Origin of the sequence: Pontibacter rugosus, assembly GCF_042678745.1 — a bacterium.
Taxonomy (GTDB): Bacteria; Bacteroidota; Bacteroidia; order Cytophagales; family Hymenobacteraceae; genus Pontibacter; species Pontibacter rugosus.
In genome coordinates, this window is the sequence record NZ_JBHTLD010000084.1 from 1 (window position 1) to 18997 (window position 18997).

Genomic DNA, 18997 nt, shown 5'->3' on the forward strand with positions numbered 1-18997 from the left:
TAAGCATTAAGTTTAAAATTGAAAAGACTTGTGATTTTTGTTTGTGACATGTATAGCGGTCTGGTCTAAACTGTGGCGAAGCTAAAGTTTAGGCGTGGTTACCAGTTTGTTTTTCTAATACAATTTAACTTCTATACCCTTACCTTCTTCCATTAATTTGGTGTAATCATCAGAATATAAAACGCGTGGTTTAATATCTTTTGAGCCTTCTTGTTTGTAAAAGAAATGTTCACCTGAGTTAACAACCACAGTACCACTTTCACAGGTCGCAATAGCGCTAAAATAAGCATCAAAGCCGCTTAAATCTCTGTAAATAAGAAAATCATTCGTCGGCAAACTTTCATGTTTTCCTTTTGCTAAAATCACCCCACGTTCGCCAGGTTCCCAATAAATAATTGCTGTTAAATAACTGTTCCCACAATCATTCAATTTATAGTAATGGTACTCATATTCGGGTTTCAAAATAAGCCAAATCACAAATCCAGAACCTATTAGTAACAGAGGCAGCGATATTAGTAACCGCTTTTTGAAAGATATTTTCTTGTCCAAATATGTTTTTTTATAATTCTAATTGCTGGTAACTATGTGCTAGCAGAGGTACTACTCCTGCTATACTTCAAATATAGCAGATAAACGAAATAGCCATTTAGCTCATTTGCTGAATCTACAAATAAGCCGAACAGGACTAAAATCTTATTTACCATCAAACAAAATCTATTGTACCGGTTTCGGATATTCTACAGACACCTATCCCATCTATGCAGCACGACAAGGTAAATTCCATAACCTTATTACTGATTTGGCAATTCACAAGCAGCGTCTAAATTAGCTGCTAAAAGCTTAGCAGTCTGTAGGGCACGTTCTCTGTTTGAGAACCCAAATAAAAGGTGTGGTGTAGGTTTGGCTGCGTACAGAAATACCTTGTGCTCCGTTACAGTTCCTGACCAAGTTGGGCTTATACCATTAGGAGTGTTTGCAGCTTTCTGTCTAACAGAAATCACTGCTACTTTTGTAATGTTTGGTAGAGTTACCCATTTTCCTGCTTTATAGCCCATAATGGAGGAGTATTCTTTTACTCTATTCCTATCGAAATCTATAAGAGTACCATTGTAGGATAATACTATTACAAGCCCAAGTGTTATGGCTCCTGCTCCAACCCACATAGCTTTTTCTAAAGAGCTTGATCCTTCTATAAATACGGGGCTAACTGTCGAAACCAAACCAGCAACTATCAACAACAGTCCTATAAGATGTGGGCCTGAAGTATAGCTTCTCTCCTTAAAGTTGTAGTATTTCATAGTACGGGGTTTGGGTTCTATATCAACTTTAAAGGTTTTAGCTTTTGAGCAAGTATAGAGAAGCGTTTTTTTGCCTTAAACTAGAAAATCAGCGGTTTATATAAAAGGCGAACGGGGCGTAACCGAAGTGTGAATTTTATAACTTGTTACCAGCTGGTTATTTTATTTAGAAGACAGAATCTTCAAAGTGTATGTTCTTTTTCACTTTATCTTCTATGACCGAATAATAGGCAAACTCATTTTTGGATTTGGATTCATAACCGAAACTGTCTTGGTCAATCCATTTACACTTTAATGCAATTGCGTACGAGCTATCTCCCCACCACCAATTCTTTTTATCGAACAAAACCGCTTCTCTTGTGGAGCTTCCTGTTACTATACATACTTTAAGAGTAGCTGTACTTTCTGTTTTTGCCAGTATTGCTACACCTGTGCTTTTCCGGTCTCTCGATTTCCTTCTTTTATGACGTTTCTCAAATATAAAGTCAGAGCTAAGAACAGTTCGGTAAGCTGATTCAAAAACTGATTTGTCCCAGCCTAACTTATCTGCGGCTTCCATTACAGTATTATGGATCAGGTCAAGGAGATATCGATACTGCTCCACTTTATTGAGTCGAAGATATAGCTCTTCATCCATTGTAGTGTAGAGTGTGCAAATAGCTCCAATGTAGGAAGGTTCCTTAGAAACCCTTTCTTTATTTGTCTGTATGCAGATTCTTCCTGTTTTTGGAGGCTTATACCCCTCCAAAGAATGGTAATAGTAGTCTGAGACAAAGTTCACCGTTTTTCGGAATTCCCAATCAAAAGGAGTCTCCTTGATTTTCGTACCGTTGTAGTAAACTGTGATGTCGTTTAAAGGCCACATTATTTTTTTTAAATGAAAGGTAACTATAGCATACAAGAAAACCTTCTCCCACTATACACCAAATATAGCAGATAAACAGAAAAGATATTCGGCACATCTGATAAATATACAAATAAGCAGAACTTCAAAAATTACCACCTACCGCACCAACTCCCCCACTTTTTTAATCCCACGCTTTTGTGCCTGTGCCAGCAGCTTTAGCAGCAGTATGGCGGTGATAAAGGCATCGCCGGAGGCCGTGTGGCGGGATTCTGTAGGTAAGTTATACTTGCTGATGAGGGTGTCCAAGGTATAGTCGGAGCGGCGGTAGCTATCAGGGGACAGCTGGCGTCGTTCCAAACGTTTGGCTAGCTGGGCCGTATCCAGTGTTTTGTTGTAGAGCCTGCCCTCTAAGCCGCTGCGTTGCATCATGCCATTCACCATTTCTACATCAAACGCTACGTGGTGGCCGACCAAAACAGCATTTCCTGCAAAAGCCAGAAAAGCCTCTAAAGCATCCAGCTCTGGTACTCCCTGCTCCAGTTCCTGCCGCAGCAGCCCGTGCACTTCGGCGCTTTTATTGCCGTACGCTATCTCCTGCCGCACCACGCATTCGAAACTCTCCTGCACCAGCACCTGCCCCTGCCGTACTTTTACAGCTCCAATGGCCAATACCTTATCGTTCTTCTCGTCCAGGCCGGTAGTTTCGGTATCAAACACCACAAACTCAGCAACAGAAAGCGGGACGTCAGAGGATGCCTGCCTATTTATACTTTGAATGTACGCTTTCCAGAAAGCAGGATCATTGGGGTTTGCTTCGGGTTTAGTGGATATAAGTTTGTTTAGCCACGTTAGCATCAGCTCAGGTAATTTAATTGAAAGCGCACCTGCAACAGTTCCTGCACATCGCTGATAAGCTTGAAAGTGTTCCGAAGCGTCTGCCGCTCTAGTTTGTTAAGCTGCTCAGGACTAATGTAGCGGCCCGTATTGTGGTTACGAAGCCCACTTAAGGCACGGTGGCGCATCATGATTTCGTAGGCCACGGCAGCTTCGCGGTAGAGTGCTGCATTCTGCGGCTCCAGTTCGGCAAGTTTGGCAAAGCGCTTAAAGGTGTTGTTCTCTCCCGCCACCCGGTTATCCAGCGTCAGCACACGGGCAGCATCAACCAGCGGCGTCATGGCTCGTAGTTTTATATCGAACTGGTCTTTGTGCCCTCCTCCGCGCTCCACCATAAAATTACGAAAAAAGCTAAGCGGCGGCGGGCTCTGTAAGGCGTGCTTGGCCAGGTATGGCAGGAAAATACGCTCCTGCTGTATGTGCTCGTAAATGTAATCGGTTAACTGATGGGCCAGTTCAAAACTGCCGTACACAGGGCGATAGTCAAAAAAGATACTGGCGTTGAGCAAGGCTTCTTCGGTCGGCTCATGAATCCAGGCATGAAAGTATTGTTTCCAGGTGTGCAGCGGCTGGCACCACTTAATGTTACCTGCCATCATGTTGGCAGGGCATCTTTCAAATCCACAGCTAGCAAGCACCTCGTTTACCAGCCCCGCCAGTTTCACAAAGTATGCCTGTGCCTCCATCTCTTGCCCTGCATGCGCATCTTCAAACACCAGCGCGTTATCCTGATCGGTTCGCAGCAGTTGCTCCTCGCGCCCCTCACTCCCAATAGAAAGCCAGCAGTAGCGTAGCGGCGGCTCACCCAATATACTTTCGGCATACTCCAGCGCCCGCACGATCAGCGCATCATTAACTTCTGACAGTATGTTGGCAATAAAGGCGATGTTTACGTCCTGCTCCAGGTACTTCTGCAGCAGCTCCTCGGCACGGTTCCGGATAGCAGGCAAACTGTCTATACGTTGCGTCTGACGAATTTCCTGCACCAGCACCGCTGGGTTATTGCCCTGCGCGAGTAACAGGTGATGTTCTGTTAGCACTCCTTCTGCCGGTGAGTTTGCCGTTCCGTTGCTTGTTACACAAAGGTGCTTTACCCGGTGGCGCATCATCAGCAATAAAGCTTCGGCCATGTGCGGATTGGGTTTCAGCGTAATCACCGGTGCCGACATCACTGCTGAAACGGAATCTTCTATACTTATCGGCCCTGCCACCACGCGCTTCCGTAAATCTGTGTCGGTTACGATACCTATTGGGTGCTCCTGCTCATTAACCACCAGTATAAAACTGGAGTCTTTGTCGCTCATAATCTGGGCCGCCAGCCGAACAGTAGTTTGAGGGGTGCAGGTAACTTTGCTGTGGTTGGTCTCCAGTGTCAGAACCTCTTCGAGGTGCAGCGGCTGGTGTGCTGTATAGCTGCCCAGATTACGGCGGGCGGCTTGCGTTTCCTGCATATTCCCTTGTTGGACAGGAGCCCCAGCTGCAAAACCAGCGGCAAAGTATAGAACCACCTCCGGGTTGTGCCGCAGAACGGGGTCGAACAGCGCAATAGATACACCATACACCAGTGTTTCCTCTGCTGCTGTAGCTGTGGAGGAATAGTTCTTTTTGGCGATTAGCGCCCGGGCTCCAAAAACATCTCCTTCATCGCATACATCCACCAGTCGCCTGGCTTCTTCCGGCCCCTGCTCCAACCGCACCGATCCTTGCCGCACCACATAAAACACCTCATGCGGCGTATCGCCCTGCCTGAATAGCACCTGCTTCGGCTCAAGGTACTGCACCCGCACCTGCCCCGCCAGCTGCCGCAGCTGTTCCTGCGCAATCAGGTTAAACGGCGGGTACTGCTTCAGGAATTCGAATACACGCTCTTGTATGGCGTTGGCGGGTTTCATAACGAAGTTAGTTTGTGCTTGTTTAAGGTAAGGGTTTTGAGGATGAGGTGCAAGGGGTTTGGGGTTAAGGTATTTCTCTGGCTGCTGTTTCTGCTTACTCCTTTGACTGCCACTGCTTATACTTACTCGCTGGCTTTCTGCAGCTTCAGCCAAGGTATCCTTTCTAGCTTCCGTTCATCCTCCAGCTCCCAAATACCCACTGTTTCACCTTTAACTTTGGAGCGCTCACGGCTGGGGTAGGGGCCCTATATGAGCGGGGCCCCGTCCTGGGGGTAGGGGCCCTCGATAAGGGTATCGCGCTGTGCAATTGAAGCTGCCACCGCTGCGCTGCAGGCTGCCCTTCGGGCACCGCATCAATTACAAGGCGCTCAACCCAAGGACTGGAAACAGCTTAGCTAGTCACAGCCTTCACGATGCAACAAGCAGAACTGCCCCCTTGAGAGGATTACAGGGGGAGTTTACCCTCCTGCGGATAATTCCCCTCCTCGGAGGGGTTAGGGGTGGGTTCATCAAAACAACTGAAACTACAAAGCTTATACTTCTTCCGCAGCAATTATATGCTCCCTCCCCTGTTTTAGAGGAGGGTTGGGGAGGGGTAAAGCTCCCCAACCCTCCTTAGACAAGGCGGGACTGGTGGTGGTTAGACTGCGGCAAGCATTTGAACCCAGAAGACATTCTCTGGAGCCCATACCAAAAGCAAAAAGCCCTGCAGCAAATGCTGCAGGGCTTAAAACAACTAAACTAAATTTACGCCTAGAGCGCGTTATTCTTGATCTCTTCCACTACATCCGGATCAAGCAGCGTGGAGGTATCACCTAGATTTGAGGTATCACCTTCGGCTACTTTGCGCAGGATGCGGCGCATGATCTTACCGGATCTGGTTTTTGGCAAGCCGCTTACGATCTGGATTTTGTCTGGTTTGGCTATTTTGCCGATCTTCTCTACTACCGTCTCAATGATCTCGGCACGCAGGTATTCCTCGCGCTCCGGCTTGTCCTTCAGAATGACGAAGGCGTAGATGCCCTGCCCCTTCACATCATGCGGATAGCCTACCACAGCCGATTCAATTACGTGCTCGTTGTGATTGATGGCTTCCTCGATTTCGGCGGTTCCGAAACGGTGCCCTGATACGTTGATTACATCATCTACACGCCCAATGATACGGTACAAGCCGTTCTCGTCGCGCTTGGCTCCGTCGCCGGTAAAGTATAAGCCTTTGTAAGTAGAGAAGTAGCTCAGGCGGGCGCGTTCATGGTCGCCGTAGGTGGTGCGAATGATGCCTGGCCATGGGAACTTCATGCACAGATAACCTTCCTGCCCATTTTCGGTAATCTCATTTCCGTCACCATCTACCAGTATTGGCTGAATACCCGGCAGCGGAAGGCCTGCGTGGCTTGGTTTCATCGGGGTAACATCAGCCAGTGTAGAGATCATGATACCGCCTGTTTCGGTTTGCCACCAGGTATCCACCACCGGACAATCCTCTTTGCCGACGTGCGTATGATACCAGTGCCAGGCTTCTTCGTTGATCGGCTCTCCTACGGAGCCAAGTACACGCAGCGAGTCCAGGCTGTACGAAAGCACATCATCCAAATCACCGCCCATCAGGGCACGAATAGCGGTTGGAGCTGTATAGAATATCGTCACGCCAAACTTATCGCATACTTGCCAGAAGCGGCCGTTGTCCGGGTAGGTTGGTACGCCTTCAAACATTAAGGTGGTGGCACCCGCCAGCAGCGGACCATACACCAGGTACGTATGGCCGGTAATCCAGCCGATGTCAGCCGTACACCAGTAAACATCGCTTTCCTGGTATTGGAATACGTTGCTGAAGCTGTACTGGGCATATACCATATAACCGCCACAAGTATGCACCACGCCTTTCGGTTTGCCCGTGGAGCCTGACGTATAGAGTATAAACAGCATGTCTTCTGCGTCCATTTCCTCGGCAGGACACTCTTTGCTCACATCCTTCACCTCGTCGTGGAACCACACATCGCGGCCTTCCACCATGTTAACAGCCCAGCCCAGGCGCTCAAACACAATTACACGCTTTACAGACTCACAGTTTTCGAGTGCTTCGTCTACTACACGCTTCACCGGAATCTGCTTGGCACCACGGTTCAAACCGTCAGAAGTCAAAACCATGCTACATTGTGCGTCATTGATTCTGTCGGCCATGGCTACGGCAGAGAAACCGGCAAATACAACCGAGTGAATGGCTCCGATACGGGCACAAGCCAGCACAGCAATCGCCAGTTCTGGAATCATCGGCATGTAGATACAGATGCGATCACCTTTCTTGGCGCCGTTCTTTTTGAGCACGTTAGCAAACTGGCATACTTTCTCGTGCAGTTCGCGGTAGGTATAGCGCACAAAACGCTCTTTCGGGTCGTTTGGCTCCCAGATCAGGGCCAGCTTGTTGCCGCGGGTTTTCAGGTGGCGGTCCAGGCAGTTTTCTGTGATGTTCATTTTACCGCCCTGGAACCACTTTATACTTGGCTCTTCAAAATTCCAGTCAAGCACTTTGTCCCACTTTTTGCGCCAGGTAAAGGTTTCTGCAATATCAGACCAGAAGCCTTCCGGGTCTTCGGTGCTGCGTTTGTAGGCTTCCTGGTACTCTTCAAAAGTTTTAACTTGATAGTTCGTCATGGCAAGGTTTAGTTCTTGGTTTGCGTTTGTCTTAAGGTTTATGAATGCATTCCCGATGCGTCGTTTCTTCAGGTGATCGTGAATTTCAGTCAGAATAACCGGATCGTCTATAGTAGAAGGTACGGCATACGGAGTACCGTCTGCAATGTGGCGCAGGATGCGGCGCAGTATCTTGCCGGACCGGGTTTTAGGCAGTCGGTTCACCAGCAGCACGTTTTTGAAGTATGCCACCGCCCCGATCTGCTCCCGGATTATGCTTACCAGCTCCTTTTCCAGTTGCTGCTCCCCTATCGTCTGGCCGTCTTTCAATACCACGAGCCCGATAGGCCGCTGCCCGCGCAGATCGTCGGCTATACCTACCACAGCACATTCAGCCACTGCCGGATGCGCTGCTACCATCTCCTCCATCTCGCCAGTAGAGAGGCGATGCCCGGATACATTGATCACATCATCAATACGACCCATGATGTATACGTAGCCGTCTTCGTCGATGTAGCCGCCGTCGCCGGTCATATAGTAGCCGGGGAACTGCTCCAGGTATGATTTACGGAAACGCTCATCATCCTGCCAGAGCGTCGGCAGGCAGCCTGGTGGCAAAGGCAGTTTCACGGCTACAATGCCTTCCTGGTTCGGGATGAGTTGCTTTCCTTCCTCGTTCAGAATCTGTACCTCGTAGCCACAGACAGGGTTACCGGCAGAGCCAGGTTTAGCAGGCAGATCTTCTATGCCCATCATGTTGGCTACCATTGGCCAGCCGGATTCGGTTTGCCACCAGTGGTCGATCACCGGCACTTTCAGCATATCTTTTGCCCAGTGGTAGGTCGCTACATCGCAGCGTTCTCCAGCTAAAAACAGGTACTTGAGCGATGGCGTGTCATACTTCTTTTTGAACAGCCCGTCTGGATCTTCTTTTTTGATGGCACGGAACGCGGTTGGGGCGGTAAACAGCACCTTTACACCGTGCTCCTGAATCACGCGCCAGAACGTACCGGCATCAGGTGTGCGCACCGGCTTGCCCTCGAAAAGTATCGTGGTACAGCCGTGAATCAGCGGCCCGTATACTAAGTATGAATGCCCCACGGCCCAGCCTACATCTGAAGCCGCCCAGAACACATCGCCCGGATCTACATCATACACCGCCTTCATGCTATACTTAAGCGCCACCGCATGGCCGCCGTTATCGCGCACAATGCCTTTGGGTTTGCCGGTGGTGCCCGAAGTATAAAGTATGTACAGCGGGTCGGTAGCATCTACAGGTACACAATCGGCTGGTTCGGCCTGCTCCAGCACCTCCATGTAATCTAAGTCCCGGCCCGGTTGCATTTGGGCTTTTACCTGCGGCCGCTGAAAAATAATGGTATGGTCAGGTTTGTGTGTGCTGGTATCGAGGGCTTTGTCGAGTAGCGGCTTGTACGGAATAGTGTTGGCAAACTCGATACCGCAGGAGGCGGAAATAACCACTTTGGGCTTGGCATCATCAATGCGCACGCGCAGCTCATGCGGGGCAAAGCCACCGAACACCACCGAGTGTATCGCTCCCAGACGGGCACAAGCCAGCATCGCCACCATCGCCTCCGGTATAACAGGCATGTAAATGACCACAGTATCCCCCTTTCCCACTCCCAAATCCTGCAACGCCCCAGCAAACCGCGCCACAAAATCGCGCAGCTCCCGGTACGTATACTTCTTGATGGTATTAGTTACGGGCGAGTTATAAATCAGCGCTGTCTGGTCGGCACGGCCGTTGTCTACGTGGTAATCCAGGGCCAGGTAAGCGGTGTTTAGCTTGCCGCCTTTAAACCAGCGGTAAAAGCCGTTTTCGTCAGTAGTCAGAATCTGCTCCGGCTTCTCGTACCAATCCAGCTGTGCGGCCTGTTCTCCCCAGAATGCCTCCGGGTCTGCTATACTCTGGGCGTAGGCCTGCTCGTATGTTTTGGGTGTTCGGGTTGAGTTCTCCATAGTTCTGCTGTTTTTATACGATCAACTCACAGTCATTTCTTTTATTTTCTCCATCAGGAAGCGTGTCGAAAAAGGCTTAGGGATGTATAAATCCGCTCCCACGGCATAGCCTTTCTTTACATCTGTTTCCTTGGTTTTGGCGCTTAAGAAAATCACCTTGGCACCTTTCATTTCTTCTTTCTTCCGGATATGGCGGCATACTTCGTAGCCATCCACATCGGGCATCATAATATCAAGCACCACTACCTGTGGCAGCTCTTTGTTCACGCTCTCGATCGCCTCCGTTCCGTTACGCGCAATAAACACCTCATAGCCGTTCTTCCGCATCAGGAACTCCAGCGGCAGCAGTATACTTGGCTCATCATCCACCACCAACACCTTCAGTTTCTCTTTCACTTTGCTCATAGTTTATACTTTAGCAGCGGCGGCTGTTACCTGCACAGGCAGTGTAAAAGAGAACTTCGCTCCTTTGCCTGGCTCACTCTCCAGCCACAGCCGCCCCTGGTGCGACTCAATTATTTTTTTGCTGATGGCCAGCCCCAGCCCACTGCCCTCTGGCTTGCGGATGTTCTGGTGCTTGGCCTGGTAAAACTTGTCGAAAATCTGCTGCTGGCTCTCCGGGTCAATGCCTTTACCATTGTCCACCACATTAACCTTTACGTCACCATCAATAAAGTAGCACGAAACGATTATTTTTCCGCTCTCGGGGTTGCAGAACTTAATAGCGTTGGAGATGAGGTTTACCAGCACCTGTATCAGGCGATCGCGGTCGGCATTTATACTTGGCAAACTGTGCTGCACATCTACCACCAGCTCTATGTTCTTTTCCTGTACAAGCTGCTCCAGTGCCTCTACCGACTCCTGTACAAGCTCCTTTAGCTCTACTGGCTCCATGTTCAGCTTTTGGCGGCCGCTTTCGAAGCGCTCCAGGTCCAGCACTTGCGTAATCAACCGCGTCAGCCGTTCCGACTCTTTCACGATGGTATGCAGAAAGTGCTCCTGGTCCTCGCGCTCCATGTCGGAGTTGTCGTACAGAATTTCAGAGAGCGCGCGGATAGACGTAAGCGGCGTGCGCAGCTCGTGCGTAACCGTAGAGAGGAACTCGTCTTTCAGTTCGTCCAGCTGCTTCAGGCGCTCGTTGGCGCTGCGCAACTGCTCGGTTGCCCGCCGCAGCTCCAGCGACTTTCTGCGCAGTTCGTTGTTGATGCTAATGAGCTGCTGCGACTCCCGCAGGATGTTCAGCACCTCGTCTATACTTATTTCCTCCTCCTTCACTACCGACGCTACCATAATGCGCGCCGATGATGTACCGATCACACCCGACAGCAGCTTTTCGGCATAAGTTACGAGTTTTGGATCGGCCTTACCGCTGGCATCTTCCGGAGCGGGATACTTGCGCTGGTAAGTTTTAAGAGCCGTTTCGGTGCGTTTATCTCCCAGAAAGTTTACCAGCAATGACTTGATATCAGGGATATAGGCTGTACCCTTCCAGACGATGGATGATTCATAGACCGTAGAGTAACGGAAAATATCGACAAACACCTCCGCCTGGTTCCGCTCCTGCGAGGTTTGCCGGCTTAGCAGCGACACGCCCACGTAAAACCCGGTATTCAGGAACATCGTCCAGAACATGGCATGCGAGATATAGTCCATTCCCTGCAGGCCAAACAGTTCAAACGGCTTTAGCAGCTCTATGCCAAACGGCCCTTGGCTCATTACGCTCGGCGGCAGCATGCCCACACCCACAATGGAGGGAATCACCAACGTATAAAACCAAAGTGCGGCACCCACTGTAATGCCTGCCAAAGCACCTCCTTTCGTACCTTCTTTCCAGAAGATACCGCCTATCACGGCCGGGGCAAACTGCGCCACCGCCGCAAATGACACCAGCCCCACCTCTACCAACGAGTAGTATTCGGCCACGCCTTTGTAGTACATATAAGCTAGCAGCAGCACCACCAGAATGCACAAGCGGCGGCTGTAAAGCAGGATGCGGGCAAGTCTGTCCTGGTTGCTGGTTTTGAAATAGGGCGTATTGATCATGAGCGGCATGATCAGGTTGTTGCTCATCATCACACTTAGTGCGATAGTAGCCACAATTACCATGCTGGTGGCTGCCGAATACCCGCCCAGGTACACCAGCAGCGCCAGCAGGTTTTGCCCCTGACTTAGCGGGATCGCCAGCACAAACATATCGGCATCATAGGTGCCGGGGGCAAACAGAATGTCGCCGCCCAAGGCGATGGGCAGCACGAAAATATTGATCACAAACAAGTATAGCGGGAACAGCCACATGGCTTTGTTCAGGTGCTGCTCGTCCACGTTCTCCACTACCGCCACCTGAAACTGGCGCGGCAAAAACAGGATAGCCAGCATCGAGAGAAACACCATCCAGAACCACTCCGCATAACCGCTCTGGTTGCTGAACGTCATCAGTTGCTCGAAATTGGGCAGCTGCTGCGCCTGCGCCATCACATCATCAAACCCGTTGAAAACAACGTAAGTCACAAATATACCCGCCACGAGAAACACCACCAGCTTCAGCACCGACTCGAAAGCAATAGCTGTTACCATGCCTTCGTGGCGCTCGGTGGCCTCAATGTGCCGTGTGCCATACACAATAGTGAACAGCGCCAACCCAATGGCGATGAAAAAAGAAGTATCTGGAAACGCCTCTACCTCTCCGGCCCTCTTTGTTAAAATACTAAGACTGCTGGTGATGGCTTTGAGTTGAATAGAGATGTACGGAATCACACCCAGTACACAGATAATGGTAGCAATACTGCCCAGTGTGATACTTTTGCCATAGCGCGAGGAGATAAAATCGGCCAGGGTGGTGATGCGCTGTACTTTGCAGATGCGGATGATCTTGCGCAGCACCACCCACCACAGCGGCGCCATCAGGGTTGGCCCTACGTAAATAGCCAGGTACTGCAAACCAGTGGTGGCCGCACGCCCTACGCTGCCATAGTACGTCCAGGCGGTGCAGTACACAGCCATCGAGAGGGCGTAGATGTAGGGGTTGCTGACGAAACTTTTACCTACCACCGATCGCCTTTCGGCCCAGTACGCCAGCCCGAACAGCAAAGCCAGGTACAGAAACGACACACCGATGACTAGCCAGTAATTCATACTTTAGTTTTCGGTTTACGAATCTGCTTTCGCTCCACAAATAGGCCAATCGCCATGATACAGGCCAGCCACACCAGCATCATGTACACGTATAAAACAGGCACACCCGCCACCACACCACCTTTGTTGAAGATGGAGAGCACCGGGAAATTTAGCAGCACCAAGAACAGGATGCTGATAAAAAAAAGTCGCCTGCCTTTTACACGGTCGCGCATGAGTTGGGTTAAGTATAAAACTGATTTCAATTAGCGACCCCACCCCTGGCCCCTTCGCGGGATTCTGGGAGTGGGGTCGGCTATTGTATGATGTAAAGAACGCTTAATGTGCCGCCGTTGAGGCAACTGCTCCGCGAGGAATTCTGATATCCTCCACCAGGTCCTGAATATGCGCTGGCGGCGGAGGTGTCATCTTGGATATCACAAAAGATACAATAAAATTCAACACCATACCAAGGGTACCAATGCCTTCCGGCGAAATATGGAACCACCAGTTCTCTGGCAAATTGGCTGCTGGGTTGATAAACTTGAAGTAAGAGATGTAAGCCAGCGTAAAGGCCAGACCTGTTACCATACCCCAGATAGCACCCTGTTTGTTCATCGTTTTCGAGAAGATACCCATGATGATGACCGGGAAGAATGAAGCCGCCGCCAAACCGAAGGCAAAGGCCACCACCTCGGCTACAAAGCCCGGAGGATAGATACCGAAGTAACCCGCCACCACTACGGCTGCCGTAGCTGCTACACGTGCCGCGATCAACTCATTTTTCTCTGATATGTCCGGCATAAAGGAATTCTTGAGTAAGTCATGTGAGATGGAAGTGGAGATTACGAGCAGCAGACCTGCCGCTGTAGAAAGCGCAGCAGCCAAACCACCGGCAGCCACTAAGGCAATCACCCAGTTTGGCAGGCGGGCAATTTCCGGGTTGGCCAGCACCATGATATCTTTGTCGATAACAAGCTCATTCTGGTCCGCGTTCTTCACATACTGAATAACACCGTCGGCATTCTTGTCTGTTACTGTAATCAGACCTGTTTTGCCCCAGTTGCCTACCCATTGCGGCATAGATGCAATCGGTTGGTTACTGGTAGTATTCAGCATGTTGTACATACCAAAGGCACCTACTGCCGGAGCCGTAGTATAAAGTATGGCTATAAACACTAGCGCATAACCTGCCGACTTACGTGCATCTTTTACCTTAGGCACCGTAAAGAAACGCACAATTACGTGTGGCAACCCTGCTGTGCCTACCATCAATGCTGCCGTGATAAAGAACACGTCGATAGTGGCCTTGCTACCATTGGTATAAGCAGCGAAGCCTAGTTCTGTCAGCATGCCATCTAACTTATCGAGCAGGTAGGTGCCGTCGCTTACCTGACTACCCAAGCCCAACTGCGGAATTGGATTGCCTGTGAGCATGATGGAAATAAATACGGCTGGTACCATATAGGCGAAGATCAGCACGCAGAATTGTGCTACCTGTGTATAAGTGATGCCCTTCATACCACCCAACACGGCGTAGAACAGCACGATGATCATACCAATTATCACTCCTGTCTCAATCTCCACCTCCAGGAATCGCGAAAACACGATGCCCACACCGCGCATCTGCCCGGCCACATAGGTAAAAGAGATGAAGATGGCACAAACTACAGCCACCATACGCGCTGTTCTGGAGTAGTAGCGGTCGCCCACAAAGTCAGGCACGGTAAACTTGCCGAACTTGCGCAGGTAAGGTGCCAGTAGCAGAGCCAGCAGCACATAGCCGCCTGTCCAGCCCATCAGGTAAACGGAGCCATCGTAGCCCATAAACGAGATCAGGCCGGCCATGGAGATAAACGAGGCCGCACTCATCCAGTCGGCGGCCGTAGCCATACCGTTTGCCAGCGGACTCACGCCCCCGCCAGCCACATAAAACTCTTTCGTAGAGCCGGCGCGCGACCAGATGGCGATGCCGATGTAGAGGGCAAACGTAATGCCTACTATGATATAAGTCCAGGTTAGGATTCCCATATATATTGTCTTTGAGGTAAGTTGAAAGAATTAGTCTTCGTGCACGTCAAACTCTCTGTCCAGTTTGTTCATCAGCCATACATAAACAAAAATGATGATGACGAAACTGTAAATAGACCCTTGTTGCGCAAACCAGAACCCGAGCTTATAGCCGCCCAGGCGGATGGCATTGAGCTCGTCGACCAGCAGTATCCCGAATACAAAGGACACTATGAACCAAAGCGCAAGCAGTATAAAGAGGATGCGCACGTTTCGCTTCCAGTACTCCTGCATTCTTCCTTTGTTATTTTCCATTGATGAAAAGGTTAGATGTTGAAATGAGTGGATCTTATAAGTAAATCATTGCCTGCAGCGTAATTTCAGGCCTGTATTTTAGGTTGTTGATGTTGGTAAAGTCCGGGCGATTGCGGTAGTTGAGGGTGATTTTGGCATTGTGCCCCTCGAGGTAAACGTTTGCTCCCACATCCAGCACTTTGGCTGCCACTCTGTCGCCGCTGCTGTTCTCCAAAGCATCAAACTTGCCATAGCTGAAAGCTGCATAGGGCTGCAGCCTTGCCTTTTCGCCAAACGTGTTGGTAGGCAGCAGATAGCCTGCCTGGCCGTAGTAAATGCTGCCTGTGCCAATAGTTGGAACTGCATTACCTCTTAATGCACCGCCACCGTTAGCAGGGTTCAGAAGGCCAATGCTGCGCACATGGTTTCTGCCGAAGTCGTAGTTGTAATATACAGCGTAGGCTGTGATGGCCGTGCCAGTCTCCGTGTTCAGCGGTTTGTCCAGAAAGGCATCTACCCCGAACAGGCTCATGTCCTCTTGTACAATCCTGCTACCTCCAAAACCCAGTGGCTCTTCGTGCCACATGGCATCGCTGTTGTGCAAAAAGCCCGCGCCAATATTGAACACGTTTTTGGTACCCAGGTAGGTGCCCACCATGTAGGGCAGCAGGTTCGATTCCTGGTCCAGGAACTGGTAGTTGAAGTAGCCCTGGTACACTTTCTTGTTGTTTCGAGGGTTGTAGTTGGCCGTAGTTGAAATGGCCTCTGCCGTATTTGTCAGGAAAGGGTCATTTACCGCCATGCGGTAGTCCAGCTTACCAAGTTTGCCCTTCGCAAATACACCGATCATGCGCGCAAACTGGTCAGTGGTTTCGATAGTAGGCCAGTTGAAGATTGGCGCATCCATTGCCAGAAAGTTCAGGGTACTGGCATTGGTCATGCGCGAGATGCCGTTCCAGTAATGCAGGCCGGCACCTAAATTCAGTTGATTTCCAAATACCTTGTACTCCACATAGGCGTCGTGCATGAAGAGCTGCGGCTTCTTGCCGTCGGCCGCCAGAACGCCGCCGCTCACCGCATTCTGGTTGTTGATACCGAAGTGCGTCACGATCAGAAAGCGGGGGGAAATCTGGGAGTAGAACAGCACCCGTGAGCGGCGCAGGCCTACGTCGAACGTGTCGTCCTCTGGTTCGCCATTGCGGAGTGAGCCGGTGTTGTTTTCGTTGTAGCGCACCCACACCTGGTTCCACAGAATAACGCGCACATACTTCGAGCCGTCTTCATTCAGGGGCACTTTTAGTCCCGCTCCATAAAGCGTAGATCCTTGCGCCATCACGCTTCCTCCAAAGCAGCAAAGCCCAAGCCCGGCCACTATACTTAGTAACAGTTTTTTCATTGTTGTTCAGGAGTTTATAGGTTAACATCAGCGGACATAGCGCCCTGAATTCTTATTCTATGTTAAGGATTTGCCTGGATAATAGCGGTGGGGTGTGTACTTATGTGGTAATTTAGTATAGTTGATGGTGGTTTGGAGAAGGAAGAGGAGTTAGTAATGCTGTGGGCTGCATTTCTAGCTATGTGTTTATCGCGTGCAAGCGTCCGCTTGTGCTTTGACCTGCCTCCGATGATCTAGCTATGGCGCAAGTTTTCAGACTTTTATTCTATTATGATGTGGATTTTGCAACTCTCCCGCTGGCGCTAGCTTTCAGCCTTATCTTGTCCCATAACTTTTTCCGATTCGCCCCTTTTCAGATTTACAGCACCAACAGTAGTAAAAAACTATCCACTTGAGGGGATTATTGGGGTGAAAAAGGGCAGATTTAGCATCAAAGGATTACTGAGCAGATGCAAACACCCCTGTGGTTCCCTCAAGGGGGACAATTTTACTAAATCAGGGCCTTTTCCAGAAAAGATATGGGACAAGATAAGGCTTGCAGCTAGTGCCTGTTATAGTGCAGAGCTTCCAGCTCTACTGGCTCACAGAGCCATACCTGTACAGCCTCGTCCGAATTTTCATTGCCGTTGTTTCTGCTTCCTCAAACAAGCTATCCTTTCTGGTTTCTGTTCATCCTCCAGCTCCCAAATACCAAACGTTTCACCTATATCTTTGGAGCGCTCAAGCCCGCGAAGGCTCGTCCTCGGGCATCGCGCTGCTTTCCTTTCCTGCCCTCGTGCCTCGGGCTGCCTCGCTCGCGCTCGTCACCGGAAACTCTCGAGGCGCTCAACCCAAGGACTGAAAACATTTCAGGTGGCCTCTGCTTACGGAGCTGCGACTGATTCCCCTCCTCTGTTCTTAGGGGACGGGTTTATACTTCAGCAATGAAGCTTATACTTGTGAAATAGCTGTGGCAGCAAATTTCCCTCCTGTGGGTAGGGACTCTCGAAAAAGATAAGGAGGGATAGGGGTGGTTGGATCACGGCGGCTACAAAGCTAAATAGTCCTAACAGACACACATTCGTGCATACTTTTAAACATGGTCACAGGCTAAAATCACTCCTTAAACCGCTTCCATTTAATCATCATATACTTGTCTCCAAGCTCCGTAATCATCATGCCGGCACCTTTTAGGTTGCCACTGTTCTTGAGGTAGTCTACCAGTTCAGCGTGGTTCAGAATTTTATAAGTAGGATGATAGGCGGTTTGCTCCGGGGCTTTAATTTTATACTTGCGTACCCAGTTCATAACCGAAACATGGCTTACACCCAGGATGCGCTCTATCTCTCTGTAGCTGATGCCTTCGATGTAGAGCTGCAACGCCTTTGTGACATAGTAGCTGTCTATGTTCTTGCCAAGCTTGTTCACAGTAAAATAATAGCTACATTTCTTACATCTAAAGCGCTGTCTGTCATGAATTACACCGCTTTTAACAACTTCCTGAGCGTCACAGCGGGGGCAGATAGGATGTTTCATGTTTTTTCAAAAGTGAGTAAGCACTCATATATACTTATTTAGCATATATATAACAATTTAGCAACTTAACTATGAAAAAGCAACTATAGCTATACTTAAGTAAATCAGCGGTTTAACATCAACCCATATGCTTATACTACAAAAAAGCCCCGTCCTTTTGGCGAGGCTTTCATAAAAGTATGTATGCTGGTGCGTAGCTACATATCTCTTACTGATAGCAACACCTCCTGGTACTTATCCGTGTTTTGTAAGAACTTCACTATTTTACTTCCTACTTCTTCTGGTGAGGCCAGTTCATTGTTCTCTTTGTACTTCCTGAACTTCTCTACATTACTGAACATAGACACATCGCTGGCTCTGATCTGCCCCTGCATCGGCGTGTCCACCACGCCCGGAGAAAGCGCATATATCTTTACGCCTGTTCCACGTTGGTTCTGCTCTAACTGCACCGTCTGCGAAAGCATATCGATAGCGGCTTTAGAAGCACAGTAACTGGCCCAGCCATCCACTGGATACTTGCCTGCACCCGAGCTAATATTAACTACTATTTTCTGTGCCCTGTGCTGTTGGTATACTTGCAGAAAAGTATTCATCAGCATAGCCGGCACTACCACGTTCACATCAAACACAAACTCGAAGCGCTCATTCGGCATGTTTTCACCTACGTACCCAATGTCTCCCACCACACCAGCGTTGTTGATCAGCACCAGCTTCTCCACATCAGGGTAAGCATGAAAGATTTTCTGCATGTTATGCTCCACCGCTTCTACATCCGAGAAATCCATCGGTTGGTGGCGGTAGTTGGGGTGCTGTATACTGCACGTGCGCGATACGCCTACCACTTGGTTGTTTTCGTCTTTCAGTAGTTCTTCTGCTATTGCTTTGCCAATGCCTTTGCTTGTGCCGGTGATGATGTAGATGTTCACTTCTTTTGAATTAAAAATTAGAAATCATGAATTAGAAGTTACGGATTTTAGATTATTGAAGGTACGGCTATACTTCAAAAGTAGGATTCAAAAGAAAAAAAGGCTGGTGCTCCTGCCGCAGCAGAAACACCAGCCTCTTTGCTTGTTAAGCGCATCACAGATCCGCTTTTATATTTGGGCACGAAACAAACTAACGCGCCAGC

14 protein-coding genes and 2 pseudogenes are annotated in these 18997 nt (G+C 49.5%); all 16 read right to left on the reverse strand.

Features of this window, described 5'->3' with window-relative positions:
- Positions 1 to 114 precede the first annotated feature (114 nt).
- The 16 genes and pseudogenes from ACFQ2O_RS10620 to ACFQ2O_RS10690 all read right to left on the reverse strand — a co-directional run bounded on the left by ACFQ2O_RS10620 (position 115) and on the right by ACFQ2O_RS10690 (position 18794).
- The gene (locus ACFQ2O_RS10620) at positions 115 to 549 is read right to left on the reverse strand and encodes a hypothetical protein (protein ID WP_377527094.1); all 435 of its coding nucleotides are present in this window, start codon (positions 547 to 549) and stop codon (positions 115 to 117) included.
- 242 nt (positions 550 to 791) lie between these two features.
- Positions 792 to 1298, reverse strand: coding sequence for a hypothetical protein (locus ACFQ2O_RS10625; RefSeq protein ID WP_377527097.1), 507 nt, complete (start codon positions 1296 to 1298; stop codon positions 792 to 794).
- 166 nt (positions 1299 to 1464) lie between these two features.
- Entirely contained in the window at positions 1465 to 2163 is a 699-nt protein-coding gene (locus ACFQ2O_RS10630; protein WP_377527099.1) for a hypothetical protein, read from the reverse strand.
- 138 nt (positions 2164 to 2301) lie between these two features.
- Positions 2302 to 3000, reverse strand: coding sequence for a 3'-5' exonuclease (locus ACFQ2O_RS10635; protein WP_377527102.1), 699 nt, complete (start codon positions 2998 to 3000; stop codon positions 2302 to 2304).
- On the reverse strand, positions 3000 to 4931 hold the full coding sequence (locus tag ACFQ2O_RS10640) for a DUF294 nucleotidyltransferase-like domain-containing protein (protein ID WP_377527106.1): 1932 nt from the start codon (positions 4929 to 4931) through the stop codon (positions 3000 to 3002). Before ACFQ2O_RS10640 ends, ACFQ2O_RS10635 begins: the two co-directional genes overlap by 1 nt.
- 753 nt (positions 4932 to 5684) lie before the next feature.
- Positions 5685 to 7583 carry an acetate--CoA ligase gene (gene acs, locus ACFQ2O_RS10645; protein ID WP_377527124.1) on the reverse strand — a complete coding sequence of 633 codons (1899 nt, stop codon included), beginning with the start codon at positions 7581 to 7583 and terminating at the stop codon, positions 5685 to 5687.
- A 75-nt stretch (positions 7584 to 7658) separates the two neighbouring features.
- Positions 7659 to 9542, reverse strand: a pseudogene (locus ACFQ2O_RS10650) (propionyl-CoA synthetase); the annotation flags it as partial.
- Between the two features lie 21 nt (positions 9543 to 9563).
- Positions 9564 to 9947 (reverse strand): response regulator transcription factor, encoded by a 384-nt coding sequence (locus ACFQ2O_RS10655; protein ID WP_377527108.1) that lies wholly within the window; start codon positions 9945 to 9947, stop codon positions 9564 to 9566.
- A gap of 3 nt (positions 9948 to 9950) precedes the next feature.
- Complete coding sequence (locus ACFQ2O_RS10660) at positions 9951 to 12674, reverse strand: ATP-binding protein (RefSeq protein WP_377527110.1); 2724 nt, start codon at positions 12672 to 12674, stop codon at positions 9951 to 9953.
- Entirely contained in the window at positions 12671 to 12919 is a 249-nt protein-coding gene (locus ACFQ2O_RS10665; RefSeq protein ID WP_377527112.1) for a hypothetical protein, read from the reverse strand. The genes ACFQ2O_RS10660 and ACFQ2O_RS10665 overlap by 4 nt, the downstream gene beginning before the upstream one ends.
- Positions 12920 to 12992: 73 nt before the next feature.
- Positions 12993 to 14684 carry a sodium:solute symporter family protein gene (locus ACFQ2O_RS10670; protein ID WP_377527115.1) on the reverse strand — a complete coding sequence of 564 codons (1692 nt, stop codon included), beginning with the start codon at positions 14682 to 14684 and terminating at the stop codon, positions 12993 to 12995.
- A gap of 30 nt (positions 14685 to 14714) precedes the next feature.
- On the reverse strand, positions 14715 to 14978 hold the full coding sequence (locus ACFQ2O_RS10675) for a DUF4212 domain-containing protein (RefSeq protein WP_068838393.1): 264 nt from the start codon (positions 14976 to 14978) through the stop codon (positions 14715 to 14717).
- A 34-nt stretch (positions 14979 to 15012) separates the two neighbouring features.
- Positions 15013 to 16353: a hypothetical protein gene (locus ACFQ2O_RS10680; protein WP_377527117.1), complete on the reverse strand. Its 1341-nt coding sequence runs from the start codon at positions 16351 to 16353 to the stop codon at positions 15013 to 15015.
- Positions 16354 to 17448: 1095 nt separating this feature from the next.
- The gene (locus tag ACFQ2O_RS10685) at positions 17449 to 17760 is read right to left on the reverse strand and encodes a helix-turn-helix domain-containing protein (RefSeq protein ID WP_377527119.1); all 312 of its coding nucleotides are present in this window, start codon (positions 17758 to 17760) and stop codon (positions 17449 to 17451) included.
- A 12-nt stretch (positions 17761 to 17772) separates the two neighbouring features.
- Positions 17773 to 17868: pseudogene (locus ACFQ2O_RS22700) on the reverse strand (transposase-like zinc-binding domain-containing protein); the annotation flags it as partial.
- A gap of 197 nt (positions 17869 to 18065) precedes the next feature.
- Positions 18066 to 18794 carry an SDR family NAD(P)-dependent oxidoreductase gene (locus ACFQ2O_RS10690; protein ID WP_377527121.1) on the reverse strand — a complete coding sequence of 243 codons (729 nt, stop codon included), beginning with the start codon at positions 18792 to 18794 and terminating at the stop codon, positions 18066 to 18068.
- Between the last annotated feature and the right edge of the window lie 203 nt (positions 18795 to 18997).